14 protein-coding genes and 1 tRNA gene are annotated in these 14,768 nt (G+C 70.1%); 8 read left to right on the top strand and 7 right to left on the bottom strand.

Going from position 1 to position 14,768, the window contains the following annotated elements:
• Entirely contained in the window at positions 1-1,539 is a 1,539-nt protein-coding gene (gene der, locus C9992_RS00415) for a ribosome biogenesis GTPase Der (RefSeq protein ID WP_106813641.1), read from the top strand.
• 1 nt (position 1,540) lies between these two features.
• On the opposite strand, the gene C9992_RS00420 is transcribed toward der, so the two are convergent.
• Positions 1,541-1,960 carry a GNAT family N-acetyltransferase gene (locus C9992_RS00420; protein ID WP_106813642.1) on the bottom strand — a complete coding sequence of 140 codons (420 nt, stop codon included), beginning with the start codon at positions 1,958-1,960 and terminating at the stop codon, positions 1,541-1,543.
• 74 nt (positions 1,961-2,034) lie between these two features.
• On the opposite strand from C9992_RS00420, the gene C9992_RS00425 reads away from it, so the two are divergent.
• Positions 2,035-2,937: an NUDIX domain-containing protein gene (locus tag C9992_RS00425; protein ID WP_106813643.1), complete on the top strand. Its 903-nt coding sequence runs from the start codon at positions 2,035-2,037 to the stop codon at positions 2,935-2,937.
• A 25-nt stretch (positions 2,938-2,962) separates the two neighbouring features.
• Here the strand turns inward: C9992_RS00425 and C9992_RS00430 are convergent, their stop codons facing one another.
• The 3 genes from C9992_RS00430 to C9992_RS00440 all read right to left on the bottom strand — a co-directional run bounded on the left by C9992_RS00430 (position 2,963) and on the right by C9992_RS00440 (position 4,727).
• Entirely contained in the window at positions 2,963-3,346 is a 384-nt protein-coding gene (locus C9992_RS00430) for an RNA-binding S4 domain-containing protein (RefSeq protein WP_106813644.1), read from the bottom strand.
• Entirely contained in the window at positions 3,343-4,023 is a 681-nt protein-coding gene (locus tag C9992_RS00435) for a lysoplasmalogenase family protein (protein ID WP_106813645.1), read from the bottom strand. Before C9992_RS00435 ends, C9992_RS00430 begins: the two co-directional genes overlap by 4 nt.
• 116 nt (positions 4,024-4,139) lie before the next feature.
• Complete coding sequence (locus C9992_RS00440) at positions 4,140-4,727, bottom strand: GNAT family N-acetyltransferase (protein ID WP_106813646.1); 588 nt, start codon at positions 4,725-4,727, stop codon at positions 4,140-4,142.
• Between the two features lie 288 nt (positions 4,728-5,015).
• Here C9992_RS00440 and C9992_RS00445 point away from each other — a divergent pair.
• A tRNA-Pro gene (locus tag C9992_RS00445) sits at positions 5,016-5,089 on the top strand.
• A 106-nt stretch (positions 5,090-5,195) separates the two neighbouring features.
• Here the strand turns inward: C9992_RS00445 and C9992_RS00450 are convergent.
• Entirely contained in the window at positions 5,196-5,807 is a 612-nt protein-coding gene (locus C9992_RS00450) for a hypothetical protein (RefSeq protein ID WP_106813647.1), read from the bottom strand.
• A gap of 476 nt (positions 5,808-6,283) precedes the next feature.
• Here C9992_RS00450 and C9992_RS00455 point away from each other — a divergent pair, with 476 nt between their 5' ends.
• The 3 genes from C9992_RS00455 (at position 6,284) to C9992_RS00465 (ending at position 9,933) form a co-directional block, all read left to right on the top strand.
• On the top strand, positions 6,284-6,886 hold the full coding sequence (locus tag C9992_RS00455; RefSeq protein ID WP_235007878.1) for an alpha/beta hydrolase: 603 nt from the start codon (positions 6,284-6,286) through the stop codon (positions 6,884-6,886).
• Positions 6,887-6,909: 23 nt separating this feature from the next.
• Positions 6,910-7,653, top strand: a complete 744-nt coding sequence (locus tag C9992_RS00460) for an alpha/beta fold hydrolase (RefSeq protein ID WP_106813648.1) — start codon at positions 6,910-6,912, stop codon at positions 7,651-7,653.
• Between the two features lie 582 nt (positions 7,654-8,235).
• Entirely contained in the window at positions 8,236-9,933 is a 1,698-nt protein-coding gene (locus C9992_RS00465; RefSeq protein WP_200826191.1) for an ATP-binding cassette domain-containing protein, read from the top strand.
• Positions 9,934-9,964: 31 nt separating this feature from the next.
• Here C9992_RS00465 and C9992_RS00470 read toward each other — a convergent pair whose 3' ends face one another.
• Entirely contained in the window at positions 9,965-12,082 is a 2,118-nt protein-coding gene (locus C9992_RS00470) for an FAD-binding oxidoreductase (RefSeq protein ID WP_106813650.1), read from the bottom strand.
• Between the two features lie 121 nt (positions 12,083-12,203).
• On the opposite strand from C9992_RS00470, the gene C9992_RS00475 reads away from it, so the two are divergent.
• Positions 12,204-13,130: a LysR family transcriptional regulator gene (locus C9992_RS00475; RefSeq protein ID WP_106813651.1), complete on the top strand. Its 927-nt coding sequence runs from the start codon at positions 12,204-12,206 to the stop codon at positions 13,128-13,130.
• A 104-nt stretch (positions 13,131-13,234) separates the two neighbouring features.
• On the opposite strand, the gene C9992_RS00480 is transcribed toward C9992_RS00475, so the two are convergent.
• Entirely contained in the window at positions 13,235-13,651 is a 417-nt protein-coding gene (locus tag C9992_RS00480; RefSeq protein WP_106813652.1) for a VOC family protein, read from the bottom strand.
• 100 nt (positions 13,652-13,751) lie between these two features.
• Here C9992_RS00480 and C9992_RS00485 point away from each other — a divergent pair, with 100 nt between their 5' ends.
• Positions 13,752-14,768: a helix-turn-helix transcriptional regulator gene (locus C9992_RS00485; RefSeq protein ID WP_200826192.1), complete on the top strand. Its 1,017-nt coding sequence runs from the start codon at positions 13,752-13,754 to the stop codon at positions 14,766-14,768.

Genomic DNA, 14,768 nt, shown 5'->3' on the forward strand with positions numbered 1-14,768 from the left:
ATGGCCGCTGACAACGACACCGACTTCGACGAGTTCGACGCCGGCGACGACAACCTCGAGGAGAACCTCGCGGCTGTGGACGACGACCTCGCCGAGCAGCGAGCCGCCGCTCTGCGCGCCGGGCTGGAGGACTACGACCTCGACGACGAGGATGCCGCGCTCCTCGAGGGCATCGTCCGTGGCGAGGACGGCATCGAGTTCCTCCCCGCGCTCCCGGTCGTCGCCATCGTCGGACGGCCCAATGTCGGCAAGTCCGCGCTGGTGAACCGCATCCTCGGGCGGCGCGAGGCCGTCGTGGAAGACACCCCCGGTGTCACCCGCGATCGCGTGACCTATAAGGCCGAGTGGATGGACCGACGGTTCACGCTCGTCGACACCGGCGGCTGGGAACCCGACGCGAAGGGCATCGATCGCTCCGTCGCCGCCCAGGCCGAGGTCGCCATCGATCTGTCCGACGTCGTACTGTTCGTCGTCGATGCGATGGTCGGAGCCACCTCGACCGATGAGCACGTCGTGCGTCTGCTCCGCAAAGCGCGCAAGCCGGTGTTCCTCGTCGCCAACAAGATCGACGACGCACGGCAGGAGCCGGAGGCGGCTGCCCTCTGGAACCTCGGGCTCGGCGAGCCGCATCCGGTGTCGGCGATCCACGGGCGCGGCGTCGCCGACCTCCTCGACGAGGTCGTTAAGGTACTGCCCGACGTCTCTGCCGTGGCCAAGCACGAGATCGGCGGGCCGCGGCGCGTGGCGATCCTCGGTCGACCGAACGTCGGGAAGTCCTCGCTGCTGAACAAGGCGGCCGGCGAGGAGCGCGTCGTCGTGAACGAACTCGCCGGCACCACCCGCGACCCCGTCGACGAGGTCGTCGAGGTCGGCGGCAAGATGTGGCGCTTCGTCGACACCGCCGGCATCCGTCGGCGGGTCCATCTGCAGCAGGGTGCCGACTTCTACGCCGCGCTGCGCACGTCAGCTGCGTTGGAGAAGGCGGAGGTGGCGGTCGTGGTCCTCGACGTCACCCAGCCGCTCAGCGAGCAGGACGTGCGCATCATCGATCTCGTGCTCGAGTCGGGCCGTGCGCTCGTGCTGGCGTTCAACAAATGGGATCGCCTGAACGACGACGACATGGACGGTCAGGACCGGCGACGGTACCTGGAGCGGGAGATCGAACAGGACCTCGCGCACGTCTCGTGGGCGCCGCGCGTCAACATCTCCGCGCGGACCGGACGCCATCTCGACAAGCTGGTGCCGGCGCTGGAGACCGCGCTCGAGTCGTGGGATCAGCGCATTCCGACGGGGAAGTTCAACGCGTTCCTCACCGAGCTGGTCGCCGAGCACCCCCACCCGGTGCGGGGCGGCAAGCAGCCGCGCATTCTGTTCGGGACGCAGGCATCCACCCGCCCGCCGACCTTCGTGCTGTTCACGACGGGCTTCCTGGATCCGGGATACCGCCGGTTCATCCAGCGCCGGCTGCGGGAGCTGTACGGCTTCGAGGGCACGCCGATCGTGATCAACATGCGCGTGCGGGAGCGCCGCCAGCGCTGAGTCAGACGCGCGCCGGACGCACCATGGCGGTGGCATCGGGCTCGGTGAACCCGAACCTGCGGTACAGGCCGTGAGCGTCGCTCGTGAAGAGGACCCACCGCATGTCGGCACCCGGGCCATCGTCGATCATGAACCGGACGAGGGACGCTCCCAGACCGTTTCCGCGGTGGGCGTCCAGCACGAAGACGTCGGCGAGGTAGGCGAACCCCACACCGTCCGACACGGCGCGCGCGAAGCCGACAAGCGCACCGCTGTCTCGGTCGTACGCGCCGACGACCCGCCAGGCGGTGTCGAGCTGCGTCTCGATCTGTTCGCGCGTGCGCCAGCGTCCCCAGTAGGCCTCGGTGGAGAGCCATTCCCACACGACGTCACGCTGGATGCGGACCGGGTCATCGTCGAGGTCGTATGCCATGCGCTCCATTGTCGCGAGTCTTCGGATGACGGCGGCCGGTCCGGTCGGGACCCCGTGGCACGGTGGTGTGACAGGCTGGCAGGGTGACGATCCAACCCCCTGGTCCCGACGAGCCGCGCCGTCCGCACGGTCCGCGCGACCCCGGCGACGCGTGGGTGGTCGCGCCCACGGGGGAGCGCTATTGGGGCCGTTTCGGCGCTGCGGGCCTGCTCGCGGTGGATGCGGAGCGTGGCGTGCTGCTGCAGCACCGGGTGTCGTGGAGCCACTTCGGCGACACATGGGCGCTGCCCGGCGGTGCGCGCCACGAGGGCGAGTCGGCCTGCGACGGAGCGCTGCGGGAGGCCGCCGAGGAGGCCGGGGTTCCTCGAACCGCCGTGCAGCCGCGCGTTCTCAGCGTGCTGGACTTGGGCTACTGGAGCTACACGACGGTGGTGGGCGACGTGGTGGATCCGTTCGAGCCGACCATCAGCGACCCCGAGAGCCGCGAGCTCGCCTGGGTGCCTGTCGCCGAGGTCGCGGACTATCCGCTGCATCCCGGGTTCGCCGCGTCGTGGGACCGCCTGCGCGGCGTGCTCGACGTGCGCCCCGCAGTGATCGTGGATGTCGCCAACGTGGTGGGCTCGGTTCCCGACGGCTGGTGGCGCGACCGCGCCGGCGCGGCATCCCGGCTCATCGAGCGCATCGCTGGGATCTCGGACGTGGGAATCCCCGCTGCGGCGCTGGACCTCGGTGAGCAGACGTGGCTTCCCGAGTGGACGGCGGTCGTGGAGGGGCAGGCGCGCTCAGCCGCGGAAGCCCGAGGGGTCGACGTCGTGCGGGCCGAGGCATCCGGAGACGACGCGATCGCCGTCGCCGCCGAACGGGCGGTCGTGGCCGGCAGAGTCGTGACCGTCGTGACGAGCGATCGCGGGCTCGCGCAGCGGGTGACGGATGCCGGAGCAGTGGCGCGCGGCGCGCGCTGGCTGCTGGACCTGCTCGACGACTGAGGCCGGCCACTGGCCGCGGTTTCCGTCAGAGCTGATCGCGCCCGCGCAGCCGGTCGATCTCACGCCGCTCCCGCTTGGTGGGCCGACCTGCGCCCCGATCCCGCTGCGCCATGACCGGCGTGGGGTCGCGAGGGGGAGTGCGATCCTCCATGGCTGCCGCCACCAGCGGTGCGCCGACGCGCTTGGAGATGGGCTGGCGCACGACGAGGTGTCGATCGAACCCGTCGATCCGCACGCGCACTTCGTCACCCGGCCGCACCGGCTGGGCCGCCTTCGCCCGCTCACCGCCCACGCGCACGTGCCCGGCACGGCACGCCGCGGTCGCCGCGGAGCGCGTCTTGTAGATCCGCACAGCCCACAGCCACGCGTCGACCCGCACGGACGGACCGGCCGGGGTGGGGACGCTCACGCGGCTGCCCTTCGCATCACCACGACGCGCCGGGTGCGGACGCTCACGAGCACCCCGGCCGCGATGAGCCCCTGCCCCAGACAGTACGTCAGCATGACCAGCGGACTCGTCCATGCCGGCGTCGCGTCGGGCAGGAAGAGCCGGAACGCGAGGATGGAATCCGAGGCGAGGAAGAACGCGCCGCCCCCGGCGATGAATGGATGACAGCGGGATGCCGCCAACGCGGTGCCGCCGAGCACGAGGCCATAGATCGCGACGGCGACGGCGAGACCGCCCAGGTGCGGCCACAGCACCGCGAGCAGCGCGACCCACCACACGCCGTACACCGCTGCCCACGGCGGCACCCGGCGGACGGCGAGCATCCGCCAGAACAGCCAGATGTAGCAGAGGTGCGCGACGCCGAAGAAGAGCAGCATCATCGGGACGGTGGGCAGCCACGGCACGAAGGTCTCGGCGCCGTCGCCCAGCCAGGAGAGCCCGATCGCCACGACGGCCAGAGTGTGCGCGCGCGTCCAGTCGGAGCCGGCGGCTGCCCACACGATCGCGACCGCGAGCAGTGGCATGAGCGCGAGCTTCGTGGTCGCCGCCAGCGCGTCCGCGCCGTCGACAGCGAGAGCGACGACGTGGACGAGCGACACGGCGACATAGGGGATGAACCCGATCCAGAGCCGCCGCATGATCCTCCTCGGTCGCCCCTCGAGCAGCTGGGGCACGACCATCGTCGCATGCGCGGGCGAGCGCGCTCGGGCGACTGCGGCGGATGAGGCATCCGTCCGCACGGGCCGGGGCGGAATCAGCCCGCCAGGTCGAGGGAGACGATCGCGAGGTGGGGCTGCGGTCGAGCCACCTCGCGGAATCCCGCGTCCTGGAAGGTCGACAGCACGCCGTGGTACAGGTCGTTGACCGGGATCTTCTTGCCGGCGTTCGGGTCGAAGGGGTAGGCCTCGACGACGCGTGCGCCGCCCGCACGAGCGAAGTCCACTGCCGCCGCGAGCAACCGCGCGTTCAAGCCCTGATTGCGGTGCTCCTTGCGGACGACGAAGCAGCTCACCGCCCAGACCGACTCGTCATCCCACGGCTCTTGGGAGTTCGCGGCGAAGTTGCGCGTGCGCGCCAGTCGCACTTGCCGCGTCCGCGGCCCGACTCGCACCCAGCCGGCCGCCTCCCCGTCGACGTAGGCGATGAGCGCCGGCGCCGGCTGTGCCGACATCTCGTCGCGCAGCATGTCTGCGCGCTGCTCGATCGTCGTCGACTGCCATTGGCTGTTCGGCATCATCCACCACTGGCACTGGCAGCCGTGACCGTCGCCTCCACCACTGAGCGCGTGCTGTGCGTCGTCGAAGCGGTTCGCGGTGGCCGGTTCGATGGTGATGTTCGCCATGCCGCGACGTTAACGCCCCCTTCCGACACCGGGCCCGCGCCGCGCCGCCCCGTTGCGAGGCCTCCTCGACTCTGCGCGGCGCTTCGGGTGTCGCGTTCTGCTGCTTCGGCGCGGGCGTTGCGGCGTGTTGCGCCACCTGAAGGCCGGCCCACGCGGGCGCGACCGCGGAGCCGACGGCGAGTGACGGGTCGACGGCGGTTGTGCGGCACGCCCGGTCGGTGCGCGTGTTCGCGAGGCGCGTGCGCAGCGGGTAGGATGGGGGAGTTGTCCGCGCGCGAGCGGGGGCATCGGGATGTGGCGCAGCTTGGTAGCGCACTTGACTGGGGGTCAAGGGGTCGCAGGTTCAAATCCTGTCATCCCGACAGAGAAGGGCCCGGAAACTCGCAAGAGTCTCCGGGCCTTCTGCGTGTCGGCGAAGACGCCACCCCCCACTTCGGCGTCGCGGCTACCTCCGCGTCTGTTGCGGCTTCATGGCTCGCGATCGGGATCACGCGAGACGGACCTGATCCGCCGTCGTTCGTATCGGAGAGTGGCGGTGAGAGTGAGAACGCCCACGACGATCCCCATCGACACTGCAGCGAAGTGAGCGACGCCGGGTATCAGGGCGAGCAACAGGCTGACGATCGCGCCACCGAGCACGGCGTTGACGGTCGCGACCATGGTGGCCATGGTGAACAGGTACGACGAGTTGAGATAGCGGACACCCAGTTCGCCGGTCGTCCTCGGGTCGTCTGCTTCTATCAGAGCGCCGAGCGGGTCGAGTGACGCGAAGTAGCCCCGGATGCGCCTCATCCGGCGTCGAGCGATGATGTTCTCCACGCTCGTGTCGACCAGTCGCACGACGGTGAACCAGCCCAACGCGAACACAGTCGGGAGTACGGTCAGCGTCAGGACCTGCAGCAGCGGCGGGGATGAGCTCCCGAATCCGATCGCGACCAGACCGCCGGACAGCGTCGAGAGGTAGATCGCCGATCGGGTGCCGGCTTCGCTGATCGTCGAACTGGCCGCTGACTGGAGCACGAACAGCTCCGTACCCAACGCACTGCGCACGGCAGCAGCGTCGGTCGGTTCGTCGGCCATGTGGTCGTCTCCTCTACGGCTCGCGGGTGCGGCTCGATAGTGTGACCGTCCGCACGGGCGATGTGTGACACGCCGGGTCGACTCCTCACGCGCCACGGCGTCCGGCTCCCTCGAGGACAGTGCGGCCATCCCGTCTGTGACAGCTGGCTCGCAGTGGCACAGATCTCTCACTTGGTGTCACACGTCGCGTCGCCGTGTGGTCGTTCTTTGCAAGCCGTGATCGACGGCTCCGATACCGGATCACAACTCCAGGGAAGGCTGGGACATGACCGAACACACTCTGCAACCAGAAGCGCGAGCATTCGCTGAAGCCGCCGCAACACCGCCCACGCTCGTGGAACGGGGTGTCGACGGGGCAAGAAGACTGCTCGACGACGTGCAGGCCGCCCCCACCGACTTGCTGCCCGTCGACGAGGAGTGGATCACCGTGCCGGCCGCGGTCGGCGACGTGAGGGTGCGGATCGTCAAGCCGACGGGTGCAGCCGCTCGGCTGCCCGTCGTGCTGTACATCCACGGCATACGCCACGGCTCGGTGGATCACCGAGAGCGGCGACCAGAAGGGCCTCGACGCATCACGCCTCGCCGTCGCCGGCGACTCCGTCGGCGGGAACATGGCCGCCGTGCTGTCGATCCTCGCCAAGAAGCGCGGCGACGTCGCATTCCTCCACCAGTCGCTGTACTACCCCGTCACCGACGCGCGGATGGACACGGTGAGTTACCGGGAGTTCGCCGAGGGCTTCCACCTCCGCGCAGACGCCATGGCCTGGTTCTGGGACAACTACCTTCCCGACATCTCCCGGCGATCCGACGTCACCGCCTCGCCGCTCCAGGCCTCGAACGACGAGCTCAGGGGTCTGCCGGAGACGTTCCTCATCGTCGACGAGAACGATGTGCTCCGTGACGAGGGAGAGGCATACGGCCGCAAGCTCATCGACGCCGGCGTCCCCACCACGCTTGTGCGCTACGACGGCACCATCCACGACTTCATGATGCTCAACCCGCTGCGCGGATCCACCGCCTCCACGGCCGCCATCGAACAGGCCATCCACATCCTCCGCAAGGCCTTCAGCACCCGCTGAACACAGAGAAAGAAGAAACCCGCATGAACGCTCAGAACCCCACCATCGTCCTCGTCCACGGCGCCTTCGCCGAGTCCGCATCCTGGAATGGCGTCATCGGCCAGCTCCACGCTCGCGGTGTGACCGCTGTCGCTGCCGCGAACCCGCTTCGAAGCCTGGCCGGCGACGCCGCGTATGTCCGCGACGTCATCGCGTCGGTCGATGGCCCTGTCGTCCTCGTCGGGCACTCCTACGGTGGGCTGGTGATCAGCGAGGCCGCCGCACAGAACCCTGCCGTGGTCGGGCTGGTATACGTCTGCGCGTTCGTTCCCGAGACCGGTGACAGCGCCTTCGCACTGTCCGCCAGCGAGCCGGGCTCGACGCTCGGCGACGCCCTCGCGGCCTACCCGGTGGCCACCGGCGGCAACGAGTTCGTGATCCGCCCCGACGCGTTCCACCAGCAGTTCGCCGCGGACGTGCCGGCTGCCACCGCAGCGCTGATGGCAGCCACGCAGCGACCGGTCACCGAAGCCGCTCTCACAGACGGCCTGCCCACCGCGTCCCCCGCGTGGAAGGACATCCCCTCGTGGCACGTGTTCGGCGACGCGGATCTCAACATCCCCGTCGCCGTGCACCGAGCCGGCGCGGCTCGGGCGCAGTCGCGTCAGACCTGGGAGGTCGCCGGCGCGTCGCACGCCATCGGCGTGTCCCGGCCGGAGGTCGTCGTGGAGGCCATCGCCGCCGCGGGCAGGACCTACCTCGCATCGCAGGCGGAATCAGCCGCCTGACGAAGGCTGGCGTACCGGTCGTCGGTGCGCCGGCCGGGACACCACCCCACGTGAAGGACTTCACAGACGCACGGAGCCCGACGGTCAAGAAGTGAGGAGGGCACCGGCTTCGAGCCGGTGCCCTCCTCTGAGAAGAGATTCTCATCAGGGCTTCGTCGTGCGTGGCCGGCGTTCGTGGGTCGCCCTCGTCTCGCGCTTCGAGCCGGAGCAGGAGACGGCGTGCACACGCCGAACGGCCGGTCGGCCGGGCGACCGGTGGGCGGCCCGTTGACAGGCCCTGATAGGGTGCTTCGCATGGGTACCCTGGCTTCTTAGTACGGGACGCCGCGTCGAGTTTCTCCGCGGCGGGTCCTATGCGCGCCCAGCGATCGAACGCTGTAGGCGCGAGGTCCCGTACATGTGTGCGCGTCCTTCAGGGACCGCACGTGCCGCGATCCACCGGGTCATCGCCCGCGGGACGCGGAGAGGAGTGCTGTGATGACCCATTCATCGTCCGAACGTCAGTGCACGGCCGCGCCCGCGAGTCGTCGGCACCGAGCCTGCGGGCTTCACGGGGCAACGGTCCGCTTCGCTGACCGAACCGTGCTCGACGGCGTCGACCTTGCCGTCGGTGTGGCCGATCGTCTCGCGGTGATCGGAGACAACGGTTCTGGTAAGTCGACGCTTCTGCACGCTCTCGCGGGAGCCGTCTCGCTCACTGCGGGGGAACGCGTGGCCCACCTGCCGGGAGGGCTCGCCGTGGCTGAACAGCGACCGAAGTTCCGCCCCGGAGCGACCGTCGCCGAAGCGCTCGACGACTTGCTCGCTGATATCCGTCGCATCGAGGCTGAGATGCAGGAAGCCGCCGAGAAACTGGCCGGCGCTGACGGAGACGAACAGGCCCGTCTCCTCGAAGAGCTGAGCGCCGCGATGGACCGCTTCGAGGCGAGAGACGGCTACAACCTCGACCAGCGCGTCGACTCCGCCCTCGACCAGCTTTCGCTGGGGGGCATCGACCGAGAGCGTCCGGTCGATTCGCTCTCCGGCGGGGAGCGGGCGCGGCTCGCGCTCGCGGCAGCGTTGTCGTCCGAGGCGGAACTACTCCTTCTCGACGAGCCCACGAACGACCTCGATGACGCTGGTGTCGCCTGGATGGAGGAACGGCTTGCGCGCCATCAGGGGGCCCTGGTGATCGTGACGCACGATCGCGCGCTGCTTGAACGCTTCGCGACGGACATCGTCTGCGTCGAGCACGGCGCACTGCGCCGGTACGGCGATGGGTACGCCGGGTACCTGGCGTCGCGAGACGCAGAACGGAGACGGCTGCTGAACGAGCACCAGGCATGGCGAATCGATCTGGCAAGGAACGAAGCGCTCGTCGCGGCCAACTCGTTCCGCCTCGACGGCATACCCCGGAAACAGACACGAGCCGTGTTCGGGCATGGCGCTTTTCGGGCACGCAACAGCGATCATGGCGCGGCAGGTCGAATCAAGCAGGCGAAGGAGCGTGTCGCCCGCCTCCGAGCGAGCCCGGCACCGCCGCCGCCGTCGCCGCTGAGGTTTGCGCCCTCGTTCGCCACCACGCCGCTGATGGAAGACGACGGGATTGCCCGGGAGATGCAGCTCGTGCTGACTGCGGACTCGGTCAGCCTGGGGCTCGACAGTAGGGGTCCCCGACTCACGCTCGGATCTCTGGAGGTGCGCGAGGGCGATCGTTGGCTTGTCTCGGGACCGAACGGCGCCGGCAAGACGACGCTGTTGCGTGTGCTCGCGGGCGAAATTGTGCCGGAGCGAGGCGCAATCCGGCACCGGCCCGCGCTTCGTGTGACGTGGTTGCGGCAAGACCTCACTGCGGGCTTCGAGGGGACGCTCCTCGACGCTTTCGCTGACGCGATAAGCGCATATCGCGATGACGCTGCTGATTCTCTGCTCGGGCTCGGTCTCTTTCCTGCCCGTGATCTCGAGCTGACGTTCTCCCAGCTGTCGATCGGGCAACGCAGGCGTTTCGAGCTCGCAGTAGCGGTATCGATACCCAGTGACATCCTCTTGCTGGACGAACCCACGAATCACCTGGCTCCCGAGCTTGTCGAGCAATTGGAGAGCGCACTGATCGACTATCCCGGCGCCGTGATCACCGTCACGCATGACCGACGCTGGCGGCAGCATGCGGCCGAAGCCAATCAGACGCGAAGAATCGAAGTGCAATCCGGAGGGCTCGTCTCAGTGGTCGGGCGTGCATGCCCGCCAGCGCCGGCGCCGGGGGAGCCGCCCCTCGATGAGGAGACAGAGGTCGCGTCCTGAGCCGCGACACCGCCTCCTCGCCGCTGTGGCCTCAGGCGTCGGGCACGACGTCGCCCGCGAACACGCCGGCAGGGTCGACATGCTGCCGGATCGCGCGCACGCGGAGCGAGGTGTCGTCGTCGAACAGCCGCTGGGGCCGGGACGGATCGGCGGCGAACGTCGGCACGACGAGCCCGGTGTCCCACGGGGAGAGCGTGTCACGGAGCCGGTCGAGGATGCCTCGCGCCGCGTCGTCGGAGGGCCCGAGCCGACCGGCGAAGTAGGCGAACGCACCCGCGTACAGACCGACCGCGCCGGCGTCCGTCGGCTCGTGCGCGAGCGCCCCGCCCAGCTGACGGAGCTCGCACATGATGCCGGACCGGGTCGCGGCATCCACGAAGGCGGCGATTCCCTGCGGTCCGAGGTCGCGGACCATGAGGTGGTCGGCCGCGTGGTGGAGGCCGAACGGCAGGTCCATATGCGTGTGCGGCGCCTCGTGAGGTGCGGCGAGCCGCCACGAGTCCAAGAGCGGCTCGTCGACCGCCCGGACCGCATCGAGCAGCGTGCGGGCCGCTGTCCAGGGATCGAGGGTGTGATCGCCGAGGCGATGGGCGACGCCGTCGATGACGATGCACGTGCGCCCGGCCAGGTGCCGCGGCATCCCCGGCATCTTCGGAACCTCGACGATGCGCAGAGCCGTGGAGATCTCCGCCGGTGCATCCAGCGTCCACTCGTACCAGGCGCGCGCCACCTCCTGCGCGCGATCGAGGCCGAACATGATGGTTCCCGTCGCGATCTCGGTCAGCGGGAACAGCCGGATCGTGAGCGCGGTGACGATCCCGAACCCGCCTCCGCCGCCGCGCAACGCCCAGAACAGGTCGGGATCACTCGCCGCGTCGACGATGCGGAGCACCCCCTCTGCGTCGACCAGCTCGATCCGCTCCACGCAGTTGGCGGCGACGCCGCGGCCACGCCCGTAGAAGCTCAGCCCGCCGCGCAGCAGGTACCCGATCACGCCGACGTCGCCCGAGGAGCCATGCGGTGCGCCGAGACCGTGAGGCACCACTGCTTCGAGAACATCGGCCCACTTCGCTCCCGCGGGCACCCGCGCGGTGGACGTGAGCGGGTCGACGGTCACGGGTTCGTCCAGAAGCACACGGATGAGTGCTTCCCCGCTCATGGGCGGCACCATGCTCGACCGGTGCCCGGTCGAGTGCGTCCGCACCGTCAGACCGCGCTGGCGGGCATCCTCGATCAGCGCCACGACGTCGGAGACGGACCGGGCGACACCCGCCGTCTGCGGCCGGAGCCTGTTGTTCAGCTCGTACCCGCTCACCGCCGTGCGATACGCCGGCCTTCCCGGGTCGGCCAGACGCGCCGCTCGCGTCCCACGCGGCACGGCGACCCCGACGGCGCCGGCGGTCACTGCCACTGCGATGAGCGCGGCCACCGGTGCCGGGAAGAGGACGAGGCCGACCGCGGTGACCACTCCGATGCCGAAGACGGCCAGGCATCCCGCCGCCAGCACCGCAGCGGCGGTCTCGGCTTCCTGGAGCGGACGTGCGAGCCGCACGGATGCACACATGATCACGAGCAGGGATGCCGCGCCCACGCCGGCGGCGATCGCCCCGAGCGGTTCGCCGGCCATCGCTGCGATCGCCGGGCGCAGCGCGATGAGAGCACCAGAGAGCACGGCCGCGGTGATGGCGAGCCGCATCGGACGGCGACGCCGCACCGAGAGTGCGAGGGGCACCGGGAGGAGGTACCGGGGCGTCCACGGTTCACGCGCCCTCGGGATCCCGGCCACCAGGAGCGCGCAGGCGGCCGCGAGGCCGAATGCGCCCGCGGCCGAGAGCAGGAGGGCGAGGGCCGAGAGCCCTGTCGTGAGGTGCAGGATCGCGCCCGCGGCCGCCACCGCGGCGCCCGAAACGGCCCAACGCTGTGGACGCCCCCCGTCTGCGCCACGCCCGAGCAGGAACGCCGACGCGGCGGCCAGCAGGCCCGCGAAGGCGACGGCGAGCGTGCCGGCCGGGCCGGCGGTCAGGATGATGGATGCCGCGACCGCGGCCACGACGAAGACCCCCAGGACGACGCCGGTGGCCCGGCGCCCTGAACGGGGTGCGGGGACCGTTCGGCGCCCGGCGCTGATCTCGAACTCGGTGACTGACATGGATTGACCCGTTTCCGTGAGATTCGGCGGGATGTCCGCCGCGAAACAGCGTGGCCTCGCGGCCGCCGAGCGTCCAACGATGATCCTTGATGGGATCCATCGCCGACCGAGATAATGCGCTGTGGAAGTGCGTCAGCTCGAGGTGTTCCTCGCCGTGGCGGAGGAGCAGAGTTTCACCCGCGCGGCGGAGAGGCTCCATCTCGTTCAGTCCGCCGTCTCAGCCACCATCAAGTCGCTGGAGAACGAGCTGGGGTTCACGCTGTTCCTCCGGGGTCCCCGCACCGTCGAGCTGACGAGCGAAGGTGAAGGACTGCTGCCGGCAGCCCGCGGAGCCGTCGCCGCTCTCGCCGAGGCCCGAGATGTGGCGGCCGACTACCGCGGCCAGGTGCGGGGCACCGTGAACCTCGGTGTTCTCGCGACCTCCGACTCCGCGGAGATCCGGCAGGCGCTGCGCGCGTTCCGCGAGGCCTACCCCGAGGTCGTCGTCTCGGCGCGGACCAGCCCGACCGGCACCGCTGGGCTCATCCAGGGCGTGATGGACGGCTCTCTCGACGTATCGATCATCGTGCTGCCGTTCCCGGTTCCGGACGAGATCGAGATCCTGCATCTCTTCTCGGGGGAATACGTGTTCGCCGCGGCCGAGACGCACCCGCTCGTCTCGAACGGACGTGAGTCGGGGAAGCCGCACGCTCCGGCTGACCCATCTGTGCTCCACGGGCTCGACCTGCTCGGGATGCCGCGAGGCTTCGCGATGCGCCGTGCGCAGGACGACCAGCTCGCCGTGTGGGGTGTGCGCTCGGAGGTCCGTATGGAGCTGACGGACGTGAGCACTCTGGCACAGTGCATCGCGGACGGGCTCGGCGTCGGCCTCTTGCCCCATGGCGCCGTCGACGCACATCCTCAGCTCGCGGTGCTCGACATCGCGGGCGTCACTGCGACGTGGTCCGTCGGCCTGGCGACGCGGCGCGGACGCCGCCGGTCGGCCGCGCTCCGGCTGCTCATGCAGGCGCTGCACGATGCCACGACTGCGCCTGCGCCGGAGACATGAGTCAGCTGTCACGGCGGCCCGCAGCCGGCCCGTCGCGTTCAGCCGCCGAAGGCCCCGGTGAGCGAGGCGCTCACCGGGGCTTCGACCTCAACCGCCGTGGTGCGTCACGCGGGCGGTGCCGCGATGTCGAGCACCCACGTCACGCCGAAGCGATCGGTGAGCTGCCCGTACAGGGGCGCCCACGGCGACGCGCCGAGCGGCTGGATCACCGTGGCGCCCTCGACGAGCTTCTCCCAGAACCCCTGCAGTTCCGCCGCGTCGTCGCCGCGCACCGACACGTAGAACGCGTGCTGACCCTGGTCCCACGGCAGGTGCGGGTAGACGTCGTAGGCCATGATGCGGATGCCGTTTGCCGCTGCGAGCTGGCCGAACGTGAGGTGGTCGGCGCTCGCCGGATCGGTGTTGCCCATGTCGGCGTACGTGACGAGGGTCAGCTCACCGCCGAACGCGGACTGGTAGAACTCGAGCGCGGCGCGGGCATCGCCGCGGAAGTTGAGGTGGGGTGTGACGTGGACGCTCATGTGGACTCCTGTTCTCTGACTCCGGCCGGACGCCGGGGCAACAGCGAGCCTCGCAACAGAAGCGGTCACATACCGGCCGCTTCTTGAAGAGAATCGAGCTATGCCCGGACCTTCTTCGCGGATGCTCACGCTTCTGTCATTGCTGCAGACCCGCCGCGACTGGCCGGGACGCCTTCTCGCCGAGCGACTGAGCGTGAGCCCGCGCACGCTGCGCCGGGACGTGGAGAACCTGCGCGACCTCGGGTACCGGATCACCGCGATGAAGGGACCTGACGGCGGCTACCGGCTCGAGGCCGGATCGGAGTTGCCCCCGATGCTCTTCGACGACGATCAGGTCATCGCTCTGGCCGTAGCCCTGCGCACGGCATCCGCCGCCGGCGGCCCGCAGGCCGAGGCATCCCTGCGTGCACTCGCGACCGTGAGGCAGGTCATGCCGTCGCGGCTGCGTCACCGTGTCGACGGCCTCCGATTCACCACGCTCGCCGTCTCGCCCCACGCCGATCCCGCCGTGCCGGCGGCCGTCCTCGTCGCGGTGAGCGACGCCGTGAGAGCTCGAGAAGTGCTCCGCTTCGACTACGCCGGCGTCGGCGGCGCCGCTCACGCCGACTCGACGCGCCGTCGAGTGGAGCCGCATCATGTGGTGTTCCGTGGGGGCCGCTGGTACCTCGTCGGCTGGGAACTGGATCGTGAGGAATGGCGGGTGTTCCGCATCGACCGACTCGAGCCGCGCATCCCGACCGGCCCCCGGTTCACGCCGCGCTCCGTTCCGGGCGGCGATGTGGCCCGCTTCGTCGCCGCGCGCTTCAAGGGCGGCGAGCGTGGCACGGACTGGCCCGTCACCGGTCACGCGGTGCTGCGTCTTCCCGCGCGGCGCGTGATCCCGTTCGCCGACGACGGCGTGGTCGAAGAGCTCGGTCCCGACCAGACGCGCCTCGTCCTCGGCTCCTGGTCGTGGACGGCGCTCGCCGCCGCGTTCGCGCGATTCGACGCTCCCATGACGCAGGTCGCCCCGCGTGAGCTGGCCGAGGCCTTCGGCGTCCTCGCCACGAGAATGGCTGACGCTGTCAGCGGTGAGAGTGGTGAGCCCCGCCACCGACGTGGACCCGGCCGCAGCTGA

It is taken from the genome of Microbacterium timonense (genome assembly GCF_900292075.1).
Lineage (GTDB): Bacteria > Actinomycetota > Actinomycetes > Actinomycetales > Microbacteriaceae > Microbacterium > Microbacterium timonense.

Coding starts and splice junctions, on each gene's coding strand:
- C9992_RS00470 (WP_106813650.1), bottom strand. CDS start 12,082: ATGTCAGTCACCGAGTTCGAGATCAGCGCCGGGCGCCGAACGGTCCCC.
- C9992_RS00420 (WP_106813642.1), bottom strand. CDS start 1,960: ATGGAGCGCATGGCATACGACCTCGACGATGACCCGGTCCGCATCCAG.
- C9992_RS00440 (WP_106813646.1), bottom strand. CDS start 4,727: ATGGCGAACATCACCATCGAACCGGCCACCGCGAACCGCTTCGACGAC.
- C9992_RS00460 (WP_106813648.1), top strand. CDS start 6,910: ATGAACGCTCAGAACCCCACCATCGTCCTCGTCCACGGCGCCTTCGCC.
- C9992_RS00450 (WP_106813647.1), bottom strand. CDS start 5,807: ATGGCCGACGAACCGACCGACGCTGCTGCCGTGCGCAGTGCGTTGGGT.
- der (WP_106813641.1), top strand. CDS start 1: ATGGCCGCTGACAACGACACCGACTTCGACGAGTTCGACGCCGGCGAC.
- C9992_RS00480 (WP_106813652.1), bottom strand. CDS start 13,651: ATGAGCGTCCACGTCACACCCCACCTCAACTTCCGCGGCGATGCCCGC.
- C9992_RS00435 (WP_106813645.1), bottom strand. CDS start 4,023: ATGCGGCGGCTCTGGATCGGGTTCATCCCCTATGTCGCCGTGTCGCTC.
- C9992_RS00485 (WP_200826192.1), top strand. CDS start 13,752: ATGCCCGGACCTTCTTCGCGGATGCTCACGCTTCTGTCATTGCTGCAG.